The organism is Actinomyces sp. oral taxon 897 (assembly GCF_002999235.1).
GTDB lineage: Bacteria > Actinomycetota > Actinomycetes > Actinomycetales > Actinomycetaceae > Actinomyces.
This window is the reverse complement of sequence record NZ_CP027236.1, coordinates 2193089-2213617: the sequence shown is the minus strand read 5'-3', so window position 1 is coordinate 2213617 and position 20529 is coordinate 2193089. Positions and strand designations below refer to the sequence as shown.

Genomic DNA, 20529 nt, shown 5'->3' with positions numbered 1-20529 from the left:
CCGCCCGCCCCGGGGAGCCCTCCTGGTACCCGACGGCGCACCGCGCCCATCAGCCGCGCTGCGTCAGCCCCACCGGCCACCCCGGTCCACCAGCCCGCCATGCGCTCGGCATAAGGCTTTCAAAGATCGCCAGCACGCCGGGGCGCGCCGGCGGTGGATGGCAGGCCCTCGGCGCCGCGCTCCGTCAGCCGCGCCAGCTCACCCCAGCCTACCAGCCGCACCGCGCCCACCGGCCGCACTGCGTCAGCCGCGCCAGCTCACCCCGGCCCGGCGAGGTGCCTCTAGAAGGTGGGGACAAAGATCTCCACACGGCGGTTGAGCTGGCGCCCGGCGGGGTTGTCCGACCCGTCCGGGTTGGTGTTGGGGGCCACAGGCCGGCTCTCCCCGTAGCCCACGGCCTCCATGGAGGCGGTGACGCCGTCGCCCCTCAGGGCCTGGACCACCGCCTGGGCGCGCTTCTCGGACAGGGTCTGGTTGAAGGCGTCATCGGACACGGAGTCGGTGTGCCCGTTGACCACGAGCCTGGGCGCCCCGGAGCTGGTCAGGACCGTGGCCAGCGACCTCAGGGTGCCAGCGGCGTCGGCCCGCACCTCAGAGGAGCCGAAGTCGAACAGGACGCTGTCCTCCAGGGTGATGACCGTGCCGCAGGAGGTGGCGGAGGGGAGGGTCTCCAGGCTGGGGAACCGGCTCAGGGTGCCGACCTTGGGCAGCGGGTCGGCCTTGACGGTGGTGCCGTTGACGTCCGCCGTCCCGTCACCGTAGTTGTTGATGGTGAGCTTGCCGTCCGTGTAGTTCCCCGACCCGTCACCGTAGTTGTTGACCGTGATATTGCCCCTGGTGTAGTTTCCGGCCCCGTCAGCGTAGACGTTAATGTTCTCGTTGGTCAGGGAGTTCGTGTAGCTGCCGGATCCGTCATCGTAGATATTGACCAGCAGGTGGTCGTCCATATAGTTTCCGGACCCGTCACCATAGACATTGATGGTGACGCGGTCGTCACTGTAGCTGCCTGAGCCATCACCGTAGTTATTGACGACGCTGTTCCCATCGCTGTGGGTGCCTGAACCGTCCCCGTACAGAATGGTGTTGCCGCCGTTGAGCGTGCCCCCGTCGTCACAGCGGGCCGGGGAGACGGTCACGCCGGGCACGGAGGTGATGGAGCGGGTCATGTCGGGGGTGAAGACGGAGGTGGCGGTCAGCAGGCTGAGGTCGGGGACGGTGAACAGGGGGATCGGGGGGATCTCCCCGGGCTGGTACCCGGGGACCGTCGGCACCGAGCTGGTCGAGGCTGTCGCCGAGGGGCCGCCCGCCGACGCCGAGGCGCCGCTCCCGGCCTGGGAGGCCGCCGGTGCCGGGGCCGAGGAGGAGGCGGGGGCCGGTGCCGGCGTGGGGGCGGACCCGGCGTCGCCCCCGCCGCAGGCGGAGACGGCCAGGGTGGTCATGAGCGCGCAGGCGGTGGCCAGGTGGCGGGGGAGGTAGCGGTTACGTGCCATGGGGATACCGTGTCACAGGCGCCGCCGCAGGGCCGTCTCAACCGTGTCGCGGTCCTGCGACAGGCACCGAGAGCCAGGCCCGGGTCCCCACGCCCTCGCGGGAGGTGACCTGGACGGCGCCCTCGTGCCGCCGCACGATGGTGGACACCAGGGCCAGGCCCAGGCCGCTGCCGGGCAGGCCGCGGGCGTTGGAGGCGCGTGCCAGCTCGTTGAACACGCCGGGAAGGTCGGCGTCGGGGATGCCGATGCCGGTGTCGGCGACCTCCACCGTGACCACCCCGGCCTCCTCCCGGCCGCGCACCTCGATGCTGCCGGTGGACGGGGTGTACTTGGCGGCGTTGGAGACGAGGTTGTAGACCGCTGAGTACAGCAGGTCGCCGTCGCCGCGCACCGGCGGCAGCGGCCAGGGCACCTGGGGCAGGTCGAGCCGCAGCCGGGCCACCCCCTGGCGCGCGGGGGCCTCCTCCAGGACGGCCTCGACGGCGTCGCGGACCGTCTCGGCGATATTGACCTCCTCCAGGCTCAGGGGCGCGGTCTCCAGGAGGGCGAGCTTGCGCAGGTCCGTCAGGAGGCGCCCCATGCGGCGGGCCTGGGCGTCAATGACGTCCAGGCGGGAGCGCTGCTCCGTGCCCGACGCCGTGGCGGGCTCTATACCCGCCACGGCCGCCCGGATCGCCGTCAGGGGGTTCTTGAGCTCGTGGTCCAGTCGGCGCAGGAACTGCTGGTGGCGCCACAGGGCCTGGTCCTGGGCCTCCTGACGGGCCCGGTCCAGGGCGCGGTGGTGGCGTCGCCGCACCAGGGACCACCCGGCCGCCGCCCCCAGCACGCCCAGGCCACCGGCGCCCACCACCACGGGCACGGTGGTCACCAGGGCGACGGTGGTGGAGCGGGCCAGGGACCAGGCCAGGGCGGTGGCCGCCAGGACCACGGCGACGCCGACCGCGTCCCACCAGCGCGGTCGGCGCCACCAGGGACGCGGGGCCCGAGGGCCGGGGCTCACGCGTGCACCTCGGCACGGAAGCGGTAGCCCATGGAGGGGACCGTCTCGATGTAGAGCGGCCTGGCGGCGTCCTCCCCCAGGACCTGGCGGATCTCACGCACCCGGTGGTCCACAGCCCGGGTGGTGGTGGTGAAGTCGATGCCCCACAGGGAGGCCAGGAGCGACTCGCGGGAGAAGAGCTCCCCGGGGTGGCTCATGAGGTACTCCAGGAGCATGGTGGCCTTGGGGGTCAGGGCCACCTCGCGCCCCCGGTGCTCCACCCGGCGGGCGGCCCGGTCCAGGACCAGGTCGCCGGCCACCAGGCGCGGGGCCGCTGTCAGGGGCTGGGTGCTGCCCTGGGTGCGGCGCAGGACCGCCCGGATCCGGGAGGCGAGCTCGGCGGGGTCGAAGGGCTTGGACAGGTAGTCGTCCGCGCCGTCGTCCAGGGCGGAGACCCGCTCGTAGGGGGCGTCCACCTGGGTCAGCAGGATAATGGGCGTCCAGGTGCCGCCGGACCGCACGCGGCGCACCAGCTCCCGGCCGTCCAGGCGGGGCATGAGGACGTCGGTGACGACAATGTCGATCCGGTGCCTGCCCAGGACCTCCAGGGCCTCGACGCCGTCGGAGGCCAGGTGGACCCGGTAGCCGCTGCGCTCCAGGTAGGGGCCCAGGGAGCGGCGGATAGGGGCCTCGTCGTCCACGAGCAGGACGGTGGCGCGGTTGGAGGAGGGCAGGGAGGGTGCAGCTCGCATGGGCCGGGGCGGTCCTACCTGGTGATCTGGGTGACGTTGTGGTTGGCGCCGTCGCCGGTGACCGTGGGGTTGCCGGAGACCCAGTAGACGTTGACGTCGGCGCCCTGGATCTCGACCTCCTTGACGCTCTCGACGTAGACGTTGACCGTGGAGGCCGTGACCACCAGCTTCTCGACCTTCTGCGCCGCCACGTCGGACATGGCGCCGCTGATGGTGAGGGCCCTGACGTCGCCGGTGACGTTGACCGTGGACACGGCGTCGTCAACCGACAGGTTGCCGCTGGCGTCCGGGCGGGTCTGGGAGCCGCCTGAGATAATTGCCTGCCAGTCGGGGTTGGTCACGCCGGAGGCCTCGGCGGGGTCGGGCTGCCGGGACGCCTGCCCGCCGCCCTGGGCGGGGGCCGGGGCGCCCTGGGCGGGAGCCGTCTGGCTCTGGGAGGTGGTGCTCTGGGAGGTGGCGGCCTGGGTGGGGGCGGCCTGGGGCGCCGTCTGAGCGGGGGCCGGGACCGCCGGGGAGGCCGAGGTCTGGTCCGGGGAGCTGCCGACGCTGATCGAGCAGCCGCTCAGGGCCAGGGCCAGGGCGGCTGCCGAGACGGTCAGGGCGGTGGCGGGTCGCATGGGGATCTTCTATGAGTTGCGTTCCGTGTGATGGGACCAGCCTAACGGGGGACGTGTGGCAGGACGGTGGCACACCTGTCGCAGTCTCGCGACCTGGGCCCGGTCCGGCACCCGGCTCCTTGCCGGGCTCGGCGCCGGGAGCGGTCCTGGCCGGCCTGCTCGGCGCCGGGGAGGAGGCGTTGCCGGGCTCGACGCCGGGGAGGGGGCGTTGCCGCTCGGCGCCGGGGCCCCGAGGGCCGCAGGTCTGCTGAGGGGCCGAGCCGGCTCCGGCGCCGGGGGTCCTCAGGGGCGGGTCCCGGCCTCCTGGCGCATGACCTGCTCCCACTGGCTGCGGGCCGCCAGGAACGCGCCCACCGCCTCCTGGGCGGCGGGCAGGCAGTGGTTGGCGCCCCAGCCGCACTGCACCTCATTGGCCGCCGGGACCTCGGTCGCCTCCAGCACGTCACGGAAGGTGGCCTCCAGCAGCTCCAGGAAGTCCTCCTGCTCCACCCCCAGGGTCAGGGCGTAGAAGCCGGTCTGGCAGCCCATGGGGGAGAAGTCAATGAGGCGGTCGGTGTGGTTGCGCATGAGCTCGGCCGTCAGGTGCTCGATGGAGTGCACCGCCTTCATCTCCAGGTGCTCGCGGTTGGGCTGGCAGAAGCGCACGTCGTACTTAATGAGCGTGTCCCCGCCGGGCAGGGTCTTGCGGTCGGCCACACGCACGAAGGGCGCCACCACCCGCGTGTGGTCCAGGTTGAAGGACTCGACGTTCATCCGGGGCGTGCTCTGCTCACTCATGCCCTCAGCCTAGGGTCAGGACAGGGGCACGGGCCCTCCTGCACGGCCCCTCACCCTCCCGTACCCCCGCACGGTCTGCTCCCGCAGCACAGGCCCTCCTTCAGGGCCCCTCAGCACTCGGCGCGTCCCAGGCGCCAGTAGCCCATGAAGGCCACCGCGCGCCGGTCGATGCCGCGCTCACCCACCAGGTGGCGGCGCATGGCGCGCACCGCGGCCGCCTCCCCGGCCAGCCAGGCGTACAGCGTGGCGCGCCTGAGCGCCGCCCCGCCCCTGGCCGTGCGCGGCACCTCCCACAGCAGCTCGTGGTCGACGTCGATCTCCTCGACCTCCTGGGGCGCCCCCGCCGGGCACAGCCGCGCCGCCGCCTCCCGCACGCCCTCGACCAGGGCCTGGCCGTGCGCGCGCCCGTCGCGGCCGGTCACCCGCACCTCGAGGCCCGGGTGGGCCGGCAGGTAGGCGGCGTCGGCGCTGCACGGCATCTCGACGACGGCGACGCCCCGGGCGTCCGCGGGCAGGTCCTGGAGGATCCGCGCGATCGCGGGTGCGGCCGTCTCGTCCCCGCCCAGCAGGTAGGACCCGGTGACGGCCGGCGGCACGAAGTCCACGCCCCCGGCCTCGTCCGCCCAGTCGCGGTCCGGCCCCAGCAGGACCGCCTCGGTCCCCACGACGGCGTCCGCGATCCACCGCGACGCCGGGCCGATGGGCTCGTGGACCACCGTGTCCACGTCCACCTCGGTCCCCTCCCGCCCACGGCGCACCGCCCGCGTGGTGTAGGTGCGGATCGGCGGGCGGTGCTCGTCGCCCAGCCCGCGCCACCGGCTGTACCAGTCCTCCCCGACGGGCAGGCGCTCGTAGCCCGACGACGGCGCGGGCAGCACCAGCTTAATGCGCTGGTCCCAGCCCGGGTCGCCGAAGCGGTCCAGGTCGCCGCCCGTAAAGGTGAAGCGCCGCATTGACGGGGTGATGTCCCGGATCGATGCCACCGTCACGTGGAAGAACCGGAACGGGGACGACGTCGCAGGGGCTGAGTTCATGGTGTCTTCCTTCTTGGGGGCGTGGGACCGGCGCCCCTCTCACGCCCCGGCGTCGGTGAGCACGTGGTGGCGGCCCCTGGGGACAATGAGCGGCGTGCCCGAGACGGGGTCGGTAATGACGTCGGCCTCCAGGTCGAAGACCTTGGCCACCAGGTCCGCGTCCACCACGTCGCGCGGTGCCCCGGCCGCCACCACCCTGCCCCGACGCATTGCGATAATGTGGTCGGCGTAGCGGGCCGAGAGGTTGACGTCGTGCAGTACCATGACCACGGTGGTGCCGCGCTCGCGGTTGAGGTCGGTCAGCAGGTCCAGCACCTCCACCTGGTGGGTCAGGTCCAGGAAGGTGGTGGGCTCGTCCAGCAGCAGCACGTCCGTGCGCTGCGCCAGGGCCATGGCGATCCACACGCGCTGGCGCTGCCCGCCGGAGAGCTCGTCAATGCTGCGGTCGGCGAGCTCGGCGGTGCGCGTGGCCAGCAGGGACTCCTCCACAATGCGCCGGTCCTGGGCGCCGGTGGAGCGGAACACGGACTGGTGCGGGTGGCGCCCGCGCCCCACCAGGTCCGCCACGGCAATGCCCTCGGGGGCGATGGGCTGCTGGGGCAGCAGGCCCAGCCGGGTGGCCAGGGTCCTGGTGGGGATCGAGCCCACCGGGGTCCCGTCGAGCAGCACCTGCCCGGACTGCGGGGCCAGGATCCGGGCCATGGTTTTCAGCAGCGTGGACTTCCCGCAGGCGTTGGCGCCCACGATCACGGTGATCCTCCCGCTGGGGATGGTCACGTCCACGCCGTCAACGACGACGCGCTTGCCGTATCCGGAGCGCAGGGCCCTGGTGCTGAGCTGGGGGGTGGGGTTCATGCGGAGGCGCCCTGTCTGTTGACGCGGGTGAGCTGGCCAATGAGGTAGGGGGCACCCATGAGCCCGGTGACCACGCCCACCGGCAGGACGGTGGGGAAGACGTGCTGGGCCAGCAGGTCACAGCCGAGCACGATGACCGCGCCGGTCAGGGCGGCCGGTACCAGCAGGGTGCGGTCGGTCTGCCCGATGAGGCGGGCCGCGACCGGCCCGGCCAGGAAGGAGACGAAGGCGATGGGGCCAGTGGCGGCCGTGGCGAAGGCGGACAGGGCCACCATTGTGATCACCAGCGTCAGGCGGGTGCGCTCCACGGGGACGCCGAGCCCGGTGGCCGCCTCCTCACCCAGGGTCAGAGGCCCCAGGTCCCGCCCGACGACGAGCAGCAGGATGCCGCACACGCCCAGCGCCCCGGCCAGGACCGGCACCTGGCGCCAGTCGGCGGAGTTCAGGGAGCCGCTCAGCCAGCGCATGGCGTCCACGGCCTTGTACACGTTGCCCTGCAGCTGCAGGTAGGAGATGACCGAGGTGAACATGGCCGAGACGCCGATGCCAATGAGGATGAGCCGCCCGCCCTGCGTGCGCCCCGAACCCGACAGCAGGTAGATGACCAGGGCCGTGGCCAGGCCGCAGGCCACGGCCAGGATATTGACGCCCGCGCCGGAGCTCGACCAGCCCAGCACCATAATGGCGAAGACCGCGGATGCCGAGGCCCCCGAGGTAATGCCAATGACGTCGGGGCTGGCGAGCTGGTTGCGCAGCATGGTCTGGGAGGTGGTCCCGGCCATCCCGAAGGCCATCCCGGACAGCAGCCCGATGACCGCCTTGGGCAGGCGCACCTCCCCGACGTCGAAGGAGGCGCCCGGGACGGTCTCACCGGCGATCACGCGCAGGACCTCTTCCACTGTGTGGTGGGTCCCGCCGGTCATGACCGTGGTCCACCACAGGGCCGCCGCCAGGGCGGCCAGGACGAGCGTGACGGCCCAGAACCGCAGGGTGCGGCGTCGGCGGCCGGGAACGGTAAAGCCGGGCTCCGGGCCGGAGGCGCCTATGGTGCCGGTAGCACTCGCGGTGCTGGTGGTGCCCACGGCTCCCACAGCGCTCGCGGCGCCCGGGGCGCCCGGGGTGCTGTTTCCGGTGCTCACGGTACTGCTCACAGCTCACGCACCTTTGCGCCGCGGGCGATCATAATGAGGATGGGGGCGCCCACGAAGGCCGTGACCACGCCCACCGGCAGGGCCGCCGACGGCCGGGAGACGACCCGCCCCAGCACGTCGGACAGGGTCAGCAGGCCGGAGCCGCACAGGGCGGACAGCGGCAGCAGCCAGCGGTGGTCGGATCCGCAGAGCATGCGCACGGTGTGGGGGACCATGAGGCCCACGAAGCCGATGGGCCCGGCGATGGCGGTGACCGCCGAGCACAGGAGCACGCCGGCGCCCGCCGCGGCCACGCGCGTGAGGGTGACGTTGACGCCCAGCCCGATCGCCATCTCCTCGCCCAGCGCCAGGGAGTTCAGGGGGCTGGCCACGAGGACGGCCAGGACGGCGGCCACGACGAGGAAGGGGGCGATCGTGGTCAGGGAGTCCCAGGTGCCCCGGCCCAGCGAGCCGACCTGCCAGAAGCGGTAGTCGTCCAGCCCCTGGGCGCGCGGCAGCATGACGGCGCTTATGACGCAGGACAGGGCGGCGCTCGTGGCCACGCCCGCCAGGGCGAGCTTGACCGGCGTCGGCCCGCCCGGCCCCAGCGACCCGACGCCGTAGACGAAGACCGCGGTGACCACCGCCCCGGCCAGGGCGAACCACAGGTACTGCCCGGCCGAGCTAATGCCCACGAAGGCGACGCCGACGAGGATCGCCAGCGAGGCGCCGGTGTTGACGCCCAGGATGCCGGGGTCGGCGATCGGGTTGCGGGTGACGGCCTGCATGAGGGCGCCCGAGACGCCGAGGGCCGCGCCCGCCGCCAGGGCCACGGCGGTGCGGGGCACGCGCTCGGAGACCGCCAGGGCGCCTATGTCGCTGCGCGAGCCGGTCAGGCCGCCGATGATCTCACCGAGGCCCACGGTCCGCGAGCCGAAGGCGATGGAGCAGACGGCGGCGACGGCCACCAGCGCCGTCAGGACCGCCAGGGCCAGCAGGCAGCGCCGCAGCTGGCTGCTGGCGCCCAGCGTCCGCGGGGCCTGCGAGCCAGCCGGGGCGGCCTGCGAGCCAGCCGGGGCAGCGTTCGCCGGGGCAGCCGGTGCCGAGTCCGCCGGGGCCTGCGAGCCCGCCGGGGCGGCCGGTGCCGGGGTCGCCGCTGGTCCAGGTGGTGGCCCGGACGGTGACGGTGCGTCCGGCAGGCCGGGCGCCGGGGCGTCGCCGGGTGCCGTCTGCTCGCTCACGCCCGGCTCACTTGGCCTTGTCGGCGGCCGCGGCAATGAGCTTGACGTAGTTCGCAATGCCCCACGGGATCGACAGCGGGCCGGGGTTGGTGGAGGCGGCCTGGGCGTTGTTGTTGCCGACGAAGGCGATGGCGCCCTTGCTAATGGCGGGGACCTGGCTGAGCAGGGTGCTGGCCTGGAGGCCCGCCAGGTCGCCCTCCTCGCCGTACATGACAATGAGGTCGAAGTCGGAGAGCATGTCCACGTTCTCCGAGGCAATGTCCACGTTGAAGGCGTCGGGCTTCTCCTTCGAGGCCTTCTCCACGGAGGCGGGCACCTTCATCCCCAGGTCGCTCAGGAAGGCGGTGCGCGGGTCGGCGGTGGTGTAGAAGCCGAACTTGGAGGCGTCCCCGTCCGCCGTGTAGCAGAACGCGGCGGCCTTGCCCGCGATCTGCGGGTAGGCGGCCACGGTGTCGGCGACCTGCTTCTCCAGGTCGGCCACGAGCTTGTCGCCCTCGTCCTTCTTGCCGATGGCGGTGGCGTCCATGGTGATCGTCTCACGCCAGGGCGTGCCCCAGGGGATCTGCGGGTAGGCCACCGTGGGGGCGATCTTGCTCAGCTTCTCGTAGTCCTCCTTCTCCAGGCCCGAGTAGGCGGCCAGGATGACCTCGGGCTTGGTGGCGTTGATGGCCTCGAAGGGGGTGCCGGAGGTGTCGTCGAAGAGGGTGGGCGCGGTCTCGCCCTTGGCCACGAGCTCGTCGACCTTCTGCTTGGTCCAGGGCAGCATGCCGGAGCCGTCCTCGACGCCCCAGGTCTGCTTGTAGAAGCCCACGGGCATGGTGCCCAGGGCCAGGACGACGTCCTGGTTGGCCCAGGCGATTGTCGCGATCCTGGTGACGCCCTCGGGCACGTCGGTGGTGCCGAAGACGTGCTTGACCTGGATGGTCTTGCCGTCACCCTGGCCGGAGGAGCTCTTAGAGGAGTTCTTGGAGGAGCCGCAGGCGGCCAGGAGGGCGGTGGTGGACAGCGCCGCGGTGCCGATGAGGAAGGACTTGCGGGAGACGGACACAGGGCCTCTTCTCTGGGTGTTCACTAAACGAGGTTGGTCAATGACCGGGTGAGCACTGAAGACGCTAGTGGAGGAAAGGCTCCCCTAACAATAGGCCGTACGGTGCAGTGCCCCACGTTGACGCCGTGTCATTTCCGTCTGCCGGGCGCGGGCCGGGGCTTGGTGGCGTACACGCCTCCGGCCACGGTCCACAGCTCCCCGCGGTGCACGGCCTACTCCTCCCAGGAGTCCCAGGGGGCCGAGACCGCTTCAATGAGGTCCTGGTCCTCCTGGGCCGAGGGGGATGAGGCCACGGCTGCCGACTGGGCGTGGGCGGCATCGGCGAACGCGTCGGTACGGACGTCGGGTACCCAGGCCTGGATGAGCCGGTAGCCCTGGTCGCGCATGGACTGACGATACCGGGCGGCACGGGCCCGTGACGTCGCTGCGCTCATGACCAAATGCTACATGTAACAGGGGGCTCGGGGCCTAGAGCCTTGGTGCCTGCCTACTGGGCACTCTACCGGGTGCCGTCGGCGCCGGTGACCCGGGCCAGGGCCGCCTGCCCGGCCCGGCGGCTGCGGTAGAGCAGGTAGGCGCCCAGGCGGTTGCGCCACGTCACCCGGGCGGCTCCCGGCCACCGGTGCGTGACGTAGGCAACGGCGTCGTCCACCTCCAGGCGGCGGGTCGAGTTGCCTACCCGCACCCACAGCTCGGTCCCCTGCCCCTTGGCCGAGGCGTAGACGGGGCGCGGGGAGGGCGGTACCGTCACACGGCACACCTGGGCGGTGCCGTCGGGGGTCGGGGCGAAGTCCACGCCGGGCAGGGCGGCGGCGGTCGTGCCCAGGCGGGTGCGCCACAGGTCGCGCAGCCACAGCTCGTAGCGGTCGGCATCAGGCTGCTTGAGGGTGGAGAAGTCCGGGGCCAGACCGATGAGGGTGCCCGCGTCGTCCACCCCGAGCAGGAGGGTGCCGCCGAAGGAGTTGAGGAAGGCGGCCACGGTCTTGACCACGACGTTCTCCATGGCCTCGTCGCGCCTGCCGGTGCGCATGTTCCAGCGGGCCGAGGACTTGAACTCCAGGCTCTCGCTCTCGCCCGCCCTGGCCACCTGGGCGATGGGCTCCAGGGGGACCACGCGCTGGAGGCGGGCCAGGACCAGGGCCGTGACCGTCAGGATGAGGGCCGCGACCAGGGCGGCCGCGGACAGGGAGCGCACGGTCCACAGCCGGTCGTCGTCGAACAGGAAGCCCGCGATGAGCAGGCCGATCCACAGGCCGACGAGCGTGGTCAGCGTGGCGGCGGAGGTGGAGATCGTAATGCGCCCGGCCAGGAGCCACCGGGTGACCCGGCCCACGAGGTAGGCCAGGAGGAGCATCGCCTGCTGGGAGACGACGACGGCGACGAGGTCGGGGTTGTGCGGGTCCATGACCCCATTCTCCCTGCCCCTTGTCTCCATTACGTGCTCGACTGCCCCGCTCGCCCCGGGCTGCTGCGCCGTGGCGGAGGGGCTCCCCGGTTCTCCCCCGGTGGGGGTGGTGTCCAGGGCCAGGACCGCGCTCGCCAGGGGGTCGAGCTCTCCCCCGGCGGGGTGGACGGTGTGGCGGCGGAGGCGGCTGCTGAGGCCTCACGGCTCTTCCTCGGGGGTGGGTGGCCTTGGAGGCTCCCCGGTTCTCCCTGGGCGGGGAGGTGTGGTCCTGATCCCCGACGCCGACCTGCGCAACGAGCCCGGTTCTCCCTGGGCGGGGAGGCGTGGGTGGCCAGGTTGGCGGCGGCCTCCGCCTCGGCCCCCGGTTCTCCCTCGGTGGAGGTGGGTGGCCTGGCCGCCACCCTGGGCCGGTGCGACGCCTGTTCTCCCTTAGCGAGGGCGGGCGGCAGCGGGTGGGAGGCGGTGGGATTTAAGGGTTATACCCCCCTGCGGCACCCCGGCGACAGCTCCTCCTCGTGTCCCCGCACACAATAGGAATAACAGTTTGATAACCCTTTTGGTCTACCTCCTCGTGTTCCGTAGATCCTGTTGGGTAGAATGTCTTGTTACTGCTAAGGTCACCTCCGCCCTGAATACCCGTCCGTTCCCTACCTGGAGACATCCGTGCCTTCCATCATGACATCCACCCCCGCTGCGGGGACCACCCAGACGGCCGCTTCCGCCCCGGTGCCCCTGCCCTCGTCGGGCTCGCGTCGGGCTCTGGCCGCCGGCGCGGCCTGGTCGCTGCCCGTCATCGTCCTGGGCACCGCGGCCCCTGTCCTGGCCTCCACGGCCTAGGAGCTGACGGCTGTACCGCCTGGTGGCGGCACTTCGGTTCCGGGGCGCCGACGCCGCCGGGCGGGCCGCCGCGCCGCGTCCCCGCGGGTGGGGTGCTGCGCGCCTCACGACGTCGGGCCCGCTCCCGCAGGTGCGGGGGCGAGGAGGGGCGGTGCCGCCAGCCCTACCGGCTCATGGCCCCGCTGCCCGTCCTGCGGCTACGGAGCCCGGTCCGCCACATGCTCACCCAGAACAGCAGACCCACCCGTTCCCGTGGGTACGAGGAGCCCGGGCCGTCCTGTACGAGGGATATTCTGTGTACGAGGTAACGCCACGTGTGCACGGCGGCCTGAGACGGTTGCCCCGCACACACAGTGTTGTCTATAACGTTATTCTGCGTGCAGAATGTTACGACCCGCACAAAGTATTTTGCGCACCCGTCCTGCAAGCGGTTCAGGCGCAGGCCGCCATGGTCTGCGCCACCGCCTGGGCTACCGCCGTCCGGCGCCTGCGCCATCACCCGGCGCCTGCCGTCCGACGCCTGCTCCGTGGGTGGGACTCAGGTGGTGGTGTCGTGTCAGTACGGGTGGTTGAGTGCCGTGTCGTCCTCCAGACTCTGGTGGTTGGGTGCCGTGCCGTCCTCCAGGCCCGGGCGGCGTCGCCCGGTACGGCGTCTGTGGGCGAGGATAGGGACGTGACCTCCGCACCCAGCCTCCCCGACCGCCCGGCAGACCGACGGGTGGAGGCGGCCGCTGCCCCCGCCTCAGAGGCTGGCCCGTGCGTGGCCAGGCCCGCCGGGAACGTGGGGAGCTCGGGCGGGACGTCGTCGGTGGCTGGCTCGTGCGTGGCCAGGCCCGCCCTCTGGGAGGTAGGCGACCCTGCCGCCAGGTCCGGCTCCACCGCGGAGGCCGGCACCCCGGCCTGCACGGCAGACCGCGTTGCCCGGGAGGATGGCCTCGCCGACGCCCCGGCCCGTGCAGGCCGGGAGACGGACGACCCGCCCGCCCAGGCCGCGGCCGCCTCCCCCGCAGCTGACCCTGCGACTGGCTCAGTGGTTGGTCCTACGGGCGCCCCGGCGTCCGGTCCGGCTGCGTCCGGTCCGGCTGCGGGAGGGGCGACGTCCCCAGCCGGTTCCCCGCCGTCCGCGACCCCGGCCTCCCGCCCGCCCGCCATGCCCCTGGCCCGCCTCGTCGTCGGTCCGCAGGACGCCCCCGCCCTGGTCCTCCTCCACGGCATTGGCGGCAGCGCCCTGTCCCAGGCCGACGCCGTGCTCCACTGGGCAGCACGCGGCTACCGCGTGGTGGCCCTGGACGCCCGCGGGCACGGGCTGTCCCCGCGCTGGGAGCCCGAGGAGCTGGAGCGGGCCGGTGAGGTGCTGGTCCAGGACCTCATTGACGTCCTGGAGGAGCTGGCCGCCGGGTCCCACTCCGATGGCCCCGGGGCCGGGGGCGTGCCAGCTGGTGCGCGCCTGCTTGCCCCTGCCGGCCCCGGGGCCGGGCCCCGTGCAGCTGGCCGGGCCAGCGCCGACGTCGTCCGCAGTATGGCTGGTGCCGTGCGCGGCACCACCGGTGCCATGTACAACGTCGCTGACATTCTGCGTCGTGTCGCGACCGGACGCTCCCGGCGCGGTGCGGCGGCCGCCGACTTCGTGTGCCACGCTGCTGGCCTCGTGCGCGACGCGGCTGGCGTCGTGCACAAGGCCGCTGGCGCCGTGCGTGGTCCGGACGCCCCCGAGCCCGCAGGCCGCGTCGCCAGGCGGCACAGAGCCCGTTCTCACGACGAACAAGTACCGTTCTCGCGAGCAACAAGTACCGTTCTCGCGACGAATAAGTACCGTTCTCACGGAGGGGGCCGGGGCGGGGCCCGCCCGGTCGTGGTCGGCCACTCCATGGGCGCGGCCACGGCCATGGTCGCCGCCGCACGCCGACCCGACCTCGTGGCTGGCGTCGTCCTGGAGGATCCCGCCCGCTACGGCACCCGCAGCCCCGCAGAGCTCCTGCGCCGGGGCGCCGGGCGCGAGCGCGCCCAGGAGAGGGTGTGCGCCGACCCGGTCGGGGCCGTGTCCCGCGCCCTGGACACCCCGTCCACCCCCGCCGTCGAGGCCCTGCCCGGGGTGTGGGCGGACCAGCGCACCGACCCCGCCCTACTGCGTACAGGCGTCACCGCGCCCCAGGTGCCGTGGCTGGAGGCGCTCGCGGCCCTGCGCGTGCCCACGCTGCTGCTCAGCGGCGACCGCCCGGGCTCGGCCCGTGTCGGGGCCCAGGGGCTTGCTGAGGTCGACGCCCTGGGCAGCCCCTGGCTGCGGACCGTCCTGGTCCCCGGGGCCGGGCACCAGATCCGCCGTGACGCCCCCCAGGCCTTCTACGACGCCGTCGACACCTGGCTGGCCGGGCTCCGTTAGGCCTGGGACCTCCCGGGGAGGTCGTGAACGCAACTGGGCGGTACTCCGGCCTCCGACACCGGTGCGGTGTCGGCGCCAGCCACACCCCCTCCGCGAGAACGGTACTTGTTGCTCGTGAGAACGGTACTTGTTCGTCGTGAGAACGGGTGGGTCCGGGAGGCCCGTCGCGTCTTCCGACAGGGGGCCCAGGGACCATAGGCCGACCCAGGTGGCAGCGTGTCAGATAGAGTGCCCCAGAGCACTCCCAGCGATGACGCTGGCCCGACCGCAGGAGCACTCGATGACCCCAGCCACGACGCCCCACCGCACCCGCCGTCCTGTCGCTCGCACCCGCAGGCCCCCCACCCTGGGCCGCAGGCAGGTCACCGGCCTGGTCCTGGGCGTCCTGGCCTTCCTGGTCCCCTTCGTCGTCGACGTGCCCGACCTGGGTGAGCAGGGCGAGCGCATGCTCTCGGTCTTCCTCCTGGCCATCGTCTTCTGGGTCCTTGAGGCCATCCCCCTCATGGCCACCGCCGTCCTGGTCATCGCCCTGGAGGTCCTCCTGGTCTCCAACCAGGCCGTCCTGCCCGTGCCCGGGGACGCCGTCCCCTACTCCCTGTACCTGGGGGCCCTGGCCAACCCCGTCATTATCCTGTTCCTGGGCGGGTTCCTCATTGCCGACGGCGCCGCCAAGTACCACCTGGACAAGAACCTCGCGGCCGTCCTCATCAGGCCCTTTACCGGGTCGGCGCGCCGGACCGTCCTGGGTCTCATGGTCATTACCGCCCTGCTGAGCATGTTCATGTCCAACACGGCCACCACCGCCACCATGTTCGCGGTCATCGTCCCCGTCCTGGGGGCGCTGCCTGAGGGACGGCCGCGCGCGGGCCTGGCCCTGGCCATCCCGGTGGCGGCCAACGTCGGCGGCATCGGCACGCCCGTGGGCACGCCACCCAACGCCATCGCCCTGGGGGCGCTGGAGGACGCCGGCTACCACGTCTCCTTCGGCACCTGGATGCTCATGGCGGTCCCGCTCATGCTTATCGTCCTCCTGGGGGCCTGGCTGCTCCTGGTGGCCCTGTTCGTGCCCCGGGGCCTGGGCCTGGAGCTCGACATGGAGGCCACCTGGCACACCGACCGCCAGGCCGTCACCTTCTACGTCATCGCCGCCCTGACCGTCCTGGCCTGGATGACCGAGGCGCTCCACGGCCTCAACGCCAACGTCATCGGCTTCCTGGCGGTGGTGGCCCTCATGGTCACCCAGGTCATGGACGGCAAGGACCTGGCCGCCCTGTCCTGGCCGGTGCTGTGGCTCGTGGCCGGGGGCATCGCCCTGGGGCACGGCGTGGGGACCACGGGCCTGGACACCTGGATCCTGGGGCTGGTGGACTGGGGCGCCATGAGCGCCACCGGTGTGGTCGTGTGCATGGGCCTGCTGGGGCTGGCCATGAGCAACGTCATCAGCCACTCGGCCGCCTCCAACCTCCTCATCCCCCTGGCCATGGGCCTGGCCACGGGCATCGACGGCCTGGACCCCGTGGTCATTGCCGTGGTCCTGGCCCTGGCCTGCTCCCTGGGCATGAGCCTGCCCATCTCCACGCCGCCCAACGCCATCGCCTACGCCACGGGGGCGGTGACCACGCCGGACATGGCCAGGGTCGGGGTGGTCGTCGGAGTGGTGGGCACTGTGCTCCTCGTCCTCCTCATGCCCCCGCTGTGGTCCGCCCTGGGGCTGCTGGGATGAGCCGGGTGACCGGACGGCGGCCGGCGGGCGACCCCGGCCAGGCGCTGTCAGTCCCCCGGGACGGCGGCTGGCGGGCGCCTGACGGCGGCCAGGACACCCCGGCGCCTCGCCGGACGCTGGGCCAGGACGGCATCCAGGGCCCGGGCCAGGACGGCGGCCGGTTCAGCGGTCAGGCTGGCATCCAGGGACCGGGCCGAGAGGTGTCTGAGAGCCGTGCCGATGCCCAGACCAGCACCGACGGCCAGACCAGAGGCCAGCCCAGGGGACAGGAGCTCTTCCCCGGTACCCAGGTCAGCGGTCGGGACGGCATCCAGGGCCAGGGCCCGGGGTCCCCCGGGACACGCCCCAGGACACGTCCTGGGACGGGGCCCCCGACCCTCCTCGTCCTCGTCGTCTCCCCGACGGACACAGGCGCCCGGGCGGCCCACGAGGTCGGGCGCCAGCTCCACTACTGCGAGGTGGCCTACCAGCACAGCGTCGAGGAGATGCTGGCCTTCGTGGCCACCCGGCCCGACGCCGTCGTCCCCCTCATGATGGTCAGCGACGAGGTCGGCAGCCTCGACGTGCTGGCGGGCCAGCTCCAGGACCGTCCCGCCCTGCGCACCACCCGGCTGCTGCTGCTCACCAGGCGCGACGAGCTCACCCACCTGGGACGCGCCCTGGACGAGGACTGGGTCCACGAGGTCGTCTCCGTTCCCTGGACCCCCGGCGCCCTGGGGCACCGGGCGGGCGCCCACGTCACCCGCTGGCTGCGCGAGACCCTCCCCGACGACCCCCGCCTGGCCCACCTCGACGCCGACACCCCCCCGGACCTGCCTCAGGCCAGCCTCCTGTCCAAGTTCGCCGGGGACGACGACGAGCTCGTGGCCGAGCTCGTGGCCGCCTGCGAGCGAGTGCTGGGACCCCGCCCCCGCCTCCACCTGCCCAGGGGGGTGCGCGTCACCCGCGAGGGCATGCCGGTGGACGCCGTCTACATCCTGGAGCACGGGACGGTCGCCCTGACCCGGGTCACCCACGCCGGGAAGGTCACCCTCCACCACGCCACGACCGGCCGCATTATCGGCATCCTCTCCCTGGCCTCCCAGGGCAGCGCCTTCGTGACGGCCACGACCACCAGCGAGGTCGAGCTCATCCTGCTGTCCGTGGAGCAGCTCGACCGGGCCCTGCGAGGGGACCCCATGACCGGGGAGGCGCTCGCGGCCCTGCTCATCCGCTCCCTGGTGGGGCGCCTGGAGCGCAGCGAGATCCTCCAGGTGGAGAAGATCGAGCTCCACGCCGCCCTGGACGCCGAGCGCTCACGCCTGGAGAAGGAGCGGGCCCGGCTCGCCGAGGCCCTGGACGCCCTGGAGCAGGCCCGCCTGGAGCTCCTGGCGCAGGAGCGGTTCGCGACGCTGGGCGAGCTGGCGGCGGGCGTGGCCCACGAGCTCAACAACCCGGTGGCCGCCCTGGAGCGGGCGAGCGCGCACGAGGGGGCGGCGGTGGCCACCCTCCTGGCCTCCCACCCCCGTGGGGACCTCGCGCGTGCCGCCCTGGAACGGGCCCGGAACCTGCCTGCCCGCTCCACGGCGGACGAGCGGGCCCTGCGCCGTCGCCTGGAGAAGGCTGTGAGGGACCGGGAGACCGCACGACGCCTGGTGGCGGCCGGGGTGGAGGATCCCGGCGAGGCGGCTCGTCTGGCACGCTCGACGGCGGATCTCGCCCTGGTGGAGGCGGCGGCCGGGGTGGGGCGCGGGGAGCGCAACACGGTCCTGGCCACCGCCCGCATCCGCTCCCTGGTGGCCGCCCTGTCCGCCTACGTGCGCCCCGAGGGCGGAGCCCAGGAGCGTGTTGACGTGCGCGAGAGCGTCGAGGACGCCCTGCGGCTGGTGGCCCACCGGCTCGATCACGTGGAGGTGGTCCGTGACTACTCCCAGGTGCCGCTGGTACCTGCCCGGGCCGGTGAGCTCGTCCAGGTGTGGACGAACCTCATCTCCAACGCGGCCGACGCCCTGGCCCGGGGGGCGACGGCCCTGGCCGGGAGCGCCCCCGCGGTGGCCGGGAGCACTCCCGTGGTGGCTGGGAGCACCCCCGACGCCCCCCTGGGGCCACCCACCCTCACCCTGTCCGTGCGGCCCCAGGACGGGGGCGTGCGCGTTGACGTGGTCGACAACGGGCCGGGTATTGCCCGCGAGCACCTGGACCGGATCTTCGAGCCGCGTTTCACTACCAACCACGGGCAGGTGCGCTACGGCCTGGGACTGGGCATGGGCCTGGCCAAGTCGGTCGTGGACGCGCACGGCGGCACCATTACGGTGGTCTCCCGCCCGGGGCGGACGCGGGTGAGCGTCACCCTGCCCCCTCAGATTCCGGGGGCGCTGGCAGCGGCTCCCGCCAACCCCAAGGAGGAGTCATGAAGCTGGTCGTGCTGGTGGTGGAGGACGAGCCCCCGGTCCGTGAGGCGGTGCTGGGGGACCTGGAGCACCTGGGCGCCACGGTGCGCCTGGAGGCGGCTCAGGACGTCGATGACGCCTGGGCGGTCGTCGAGGAGGTCGAGGAGGACGGGGACGAGCTCGCCCTGGTCCTGTCCGACCACCGCCTGCCCGGGCGCAGCGGCGTGGACATGCTCGTGGAGATGATGGGGGATCCTCGTACCGCCGCCGCGCGCAAGGTGCTGGTCACCGGCCAGGCCAACCAGGCCGACACCATCCGGGCCGTCAACGAGGCGGGCCTGGACCACTACATTGCCAAGCCGTGGAGGGCGGAGGAGCTGTGCGAGGTCGTGCGCGACCAGCTCACCGGCTTCGTCCTGGACCAGGGGCTGGACCCGCTCCCGCACCTGCCCGCGCTGGACGCCGTCCGCGCCCTGGAGGCCCTGCGCTGACCGTGGGCCGCCAGCGCGGCGCCTGGGAGGGCTTCGGGTCCTGGCGGGCCTCTGGGGCCTGGCGGGATTCCGGCGCTTGGCGGGCCCCGGGTCCTGGCAGGACCCCGGCGGGTCGGCGAGGACGCCGGGGACGGTGACTGGTGGCGCTCAGACCAGGTCTCCAGGACTCGATGCGGGGCCGGTGGCACGGGCCGCCGGAGACGCGAGCCCCAGGGACCTGAGCGGGGGCCGGTAGGACTGCCGTGGCCGGGGCCCGGGTGCCGGGGCTGGCCGTCCGCGGCGGGTCGCGGCGAGGACGCCGGGGACGGGGCGGCGTCGCCGGTAGTCTGACCGCATGTCGAAGAAGAAGCGTCAGGTGCGTAAGGCCGCCGTCTCTGCCCCCAGGCCCCAGAGGATCCCGTTCGTTGTCCGTCCCTTCGAGGGCCTGCCCGCGGAGGAGGACCTGGTGGCGATGATGCAGATCATCCCGGCCGCCTCCATGGGCGTGCGCCTCAACGAGGCCCACGGTGGGGGCGAGGTCACGCTCGTCACCGTCCTGCCCGAGCTCGCCCAGGGGCTCAGGCGCACAGACGGCGAGGTCCTGGTTGCCCTCCAGACCTCCATCCACTCCGGTGACGCCTCCCGCGACGTCGCCGCCGCGCTGCTGGCCACCCTGGAGCTGGGCAACGGGGCGGCCCTGAGGATGAAGGGCCTGCCCGAGCCCGGTGAACGCCTTCAGGACGTCCTGGACCTGTCCGTCACGCCCCGGATCCGTGTGAGCGAGACCTTTGACTTCTGGCTGACCGAGAAGGACTCCGCCGACCCCAAGGCCCTGGAGGCCCTGGAGAACGCCAGGAAGGAGATGGCCCCCACCCGCCCGGTGCCCGGCGTCGAGCACGCCTACTGGTGCCGTATGAACGGCAAGGAGTTCGTGCGCTGGGTGCGCGGGGAGGACGAGGACGACTTCTTTAACGCCCTGGCCCGGGTGCACGCCGCGCGCCGGTCCGCCCTGGAGGAGGGGGCCCGCTTCATTGGCGCCTTCCGTGCCTGCGGCCTGGCCGTCCCCGTGTGGGAGCTGGTGGCCGGCACCGAGGCCGAGGAGCTGACCGAGCCCATGAAGGCCATGGGGGAGCGGCTGGAGGAGGCGCTGGCCGTCACCGGCCCGCTGGACGCCGACGCCCGTCGCGCCAAGGCCGGAATTATCTCGAGGCAGGTCAGCCTTTAGAGGAGCCTCCTTACCTCGTTCCCACCTCGTCCCCTCTCCTCTCCGCCCTCTCCGCGAGAACGGTACTTATTCGCCGTGAGAACGGTACTTGTTTGTCGTGAGAACGGTACTTATTGCTCGTGAGAACGGATGGGCTGTTCGCGGGGGACGGTTGGGCGCTTACTGCTTGCGCGACCGGGCGAGGTGCCCGGCCGCGG

Annotated in this window: 18 protein-coding genes; 6 read left to right on the top strand and 12 right to left on the bottom strand. The window is 72.9% G+C overall.

Annotated elements, in window-relative coordinates:
• Positions 1-281: 281 nt before the first annotated feature.
• The 12 genes from C3V41_RS08865 to C3V41_RS08810 all read right to left on the bottom strand — a co-directional run bounded on the left by C3V41_RS08865 (position 282) and on the right by C3V41_RS08810 (position 11328).
• Positions 282-1490 carry an OmpA family protein gene (locus C3V41_RS08865; protein WP_106109965.1) on the bottom strand — a complete coding sequence of 403 codons (1209 nt, stop codon included), beginning with the start codon at positions 1488-1490 and terminating at the stop codon, positions 282-284.
• 37 nt (positions 1491-1527) lie between these two features.
• Positions 1528-2490 carry a sensor histidine kinase gene (locus C3V41_RS08860; RefSeq protein WP_254423549.1) on the bottom strand — a complete coding sequence of 321 codons (963 nt, stop codon included), beginning with the start codon at positions 2488-2490 and terminating at the stop codon, positions 1528-1530.
• A complete protein-coding gene (locus C3V41_RS08855) occupies positions 2487-3221 on the bottom strand; it encodes a response regulator transcription factor (RefSeq protein ID WP_106109964.1) in 735 nt (244 codons plus the stop codon). Before C3V41_RS08855 ends, C3V41_RS08860 begins: the two co-directional genes overlap by 4 nt.
• A gap of 14 nt (positions 3222-3235) precedes the next feature.
• Positions 3236-3838, bottom strand: a complete 603-nt coding sequence (locus C3V41_RS08850) for a hypothetical protein (protein ID WP_106109963.1) — start codon at positions 3836-3838, stop codon at positions 3236-3238.
• 282 nt (positions 3839-4120) lie between these two features.
• Positions 4121-4615 (bottom strand): S-ribosylhomocysteine lyase, encoded by a 495-nt coding sequence (locus C3V41_RS08845; RefSeq protein ID WP_106109962.1) that lies wholly within the window; start codon positions 4613-4615, stop codon positions 4121-4123.
• A gap of 110 nt (positions 4616-4725) precedes the next feature.
• Positions 4726-5649, bottom strand: coding sequence for a siderophore-interacting protein (locus C3V41_RS08840; protein ID WP_106109961.1), 924 nt, complete (start codon positions 5647-5649; stop codon positions 4726-4728).
• Positions 5650-5688: 39 nt separating this feature from the next.
• Positions 5689-6504, bottom strand: a complete 816-nt coding sequence (locus C3V41_RS08835; RefSeq protein ID WP_106109960.1) for an ABC transporter ATP-binding protein — start codon at positions 6502-6504, stop codon at positions 5689-5691.
• Positions 6501-7655: a FecCD family ABC transporter permease gene (locus tag C3V41_RS08830; RefSeq protein ID WP_165271619.1), complete on the bottom strand. Its 1155-nt coding sequence runs from the start codon at positions 7653-7655 to the stop codon at positions 6501-6503. The genes C3V41_RS08835 and C3V41_RS08830 overlap by 4 nt, the downstream gene beginning before the upstream one ends.
• Positions 7652-8875, bottom strand: a complete 1224-nt coding sequence (locus tag C3V41_RS08825; RefSeq protein WP_246742198.1) for a FecCD family ABC transporter permease — start codon at positions 8873-8875, stop codon at positions 7652-7654. Before C3V41_RS08825 ends, C3V41_RS08830 begins: the two co-directional genes overlap by 4 nt.
• Positions 8876-8882: 7 nt before the next feature.
• Complete coding sequence (locus C3V41_RS08820) at positions 8883-9923, bottom strand: iron-siderophore ABC transporter substrate-binding protein (protein WP_106109959.1); 1041 nt, start codon at positions 9921-9923, stop codon at positions 8883-8885.
• 212 nt (positions 9924-10135) lie between these two features.
• Positions 10136-10357 (bottom strand): antitoxin MazE-like protein, encoded by a 222-nt coding sequence (locus tag C3V41_RS08815; protein ID WP_106109958.1) that lies wholly within the window; start codon positions 10355-10357, stop codon positions 10136-10138.
• Between the two features lie 65 nt (positions 10358-10422).
• Positions 10423-11328 carry an AlbA family DNA-binding domain-containing protein gene (locus C3V41_RS08810; RefSeq protein ID WP_254423548.1) on the bottom strand — a complete coding sequence of 302 codons (906 nt, stop codon included), beginning with the start codon at positions 11326-11328 and terminating at the stop codon, positions 10423-10425.
• A 675-nt stretch (positions 11329-12003) separates the two neighbouring features.
• Here C3V41_RS08810 and C3V41_RS13145 point away from each other — a divergent pair.
• The 6 genes from C3V41_RS13145 to C3V41_RS08780 all read left to right on the top strand — a co-directional run bounded on the left by C3V41_RS13145 (position 12004) and on the right by C3V41_RS08780 (position 20332).
• Positions 12004-12165 carry a hypothetical protein gene (locus tag C3V41_RS13145; protein WP_165271618.1) on the top strand — a complete coding sequence of 54 codons (162 nt, stop codon included), beginning with the start codon at positions 12004-12006 and terminating at the stop codon, positions 12163-12165.
• A 1150-nt stretch (positions 12166-13315) separates the two neighbouring features.
• Positions 13316-14545, top strand: coding sequence for an alpha/beta fold hydrolase (locus C3V41_RS14240; RefSeq protein ID WP_302475971.1), 1230 nt, complete (start codon positions 13316-13318; stop codon positions 14543-14545).
• Positions 14546-14825: 280 nt separating this feature from the next.
• Positions 14826-16268 (top strand): SLC13 family permease, encoded by a 1443-nt coding sequence (locus tag C3V41_RS08795; protein WP_106109956.1) that lies wholly within the window; start codon positions 14826-14828, stop codon positions 16266-16268.
• 200 nt (positions 16269-16468) lie between these two features.
• Complete coding sequence (locus C3V41_RS08790) at positions 16469-18661, top strand: ATP-binding protein (RefSeq protein WP_165271617.1); 2193 nt, start codon at positions 16469-16471, stop codon at positions 18659-18661.
• Entirely contained in the window at positions 18658-19128 is a 471-nt protein-coding gene (locus C3V41_RS08785; RefSeq protein WP_106109954.1) for a response regulator, read from the top strand. The genes C3V41_RS08790 and C3V41_RS08785 overlap by 4 nt, the downstream gene beginning before the upstream one ends.
• A gap of 334 nt (positions 19129-19462) precedes the next feature.
• A complete protein-coding gene (locus tag C3V41_RS08780; protein WP_106109953.1) occupies positions 19463-20332 on the top strand; it encodes a DUF5926 family protein in 870 nt (289 codons plus the stop codon).
• Positions 20333-20529: the final 197 nt, after the last annotated feature.

Bases quoted from the DNA above. Each gene is read 5' to 3' on its own strand.
- C3V41_RS08865 (WP_106109965.1), bottom strand. From the start codon at position 1,490: ATGGCACGTAACCGCTACCTCCCCCGCCACCTGGCCACCGCCTGCGCG.
- C3V41_RS08855 (WP_106109964.1), bottom strand. From the start codon at position 3,221: ATGCGAGCTGCACCCTCCCTGCCCTCCTCCAACCGCGCCACCGTCCTG.
- C3V41_RS08850 (WP_106109963.1), bottom strand. From the start codon at position 3,838: ATGCGACCCGCCACCGCCCTGACCGTCTCGGCAGCCGCCCTGGCCCTG.
- C3V41_RS08845 (WP_106109962.1), bottom strand. From the start codon at position 4,615: ATGAGTGAGCAGAGCACGCCCCGGATGAACGTCGAGTCCTTCAACCTG.
- C3V41_RS08840 (WP_106109961.1), bottom strand. From the start codon at position 5,649: ATGAACTCAGCCCCTGCGACGTCGTCCCCGTTCCGGTTCTTCCACGTG.
- C3V41_RS08835 (WP_106109960.1), bottom strand. From the start codon at position 6,504: ATGAACCCCACCCCCCAGCTCAGCACCAGGGCCCTGCGCTCCGGATAC.
- C3V41_RS08815 (WP_106109958.1), bottom strand. From the start codon at position 10,357: ATGAGCGCAGCGACGTCACGGGCCCGTGCCGCCCGGTATCGTCAGTCC.
- C3V41_RS08810 (WP_254423548.1), bottom strand. From the start codon at position 11,328: ATGGACCCGCACAACCCCGACCTCGTCGCCGTCGTCGTCTCCCAGCAG.
- C3V41_RS13145 (WP_165271618.1), top strand. From the start codon at position 12,004: ATGACATCCACCCCCGCTGCGGGGACCACCCAGACGGCCGCTTCCGCC.
- C3V41_RS14240 (WP_302475971.1), top strand. From the start codon at position 13,316: ATGCCCCTGGCCCGCCTCGTCGTCGGTCCGCAGGACGCCCCCGCCCTG.
- C3V41_RS08795 (WP_106109956.1), top strand. From the start codon at position 14,826: ATGACCCCAGCCACGACGCCCCACCGCACCCGCCGTCCTGTCGCTCGC.
- C3V41_RS08785 (WP_106109954.1), top strand. From the start codon at position 18,658: ATGAAGCTGGTCGTGCTGGTGGTGGAGGACGAGCCCCCGGTCCGTGAG.
- C3V41_RS08780 (WP_106109953.1), top strand. From the start codon at position 19,463: ATGTCGAAGAAGAAGCGTCAGGTGCGTAAGGCCGCCGTCTCTGCCCCC.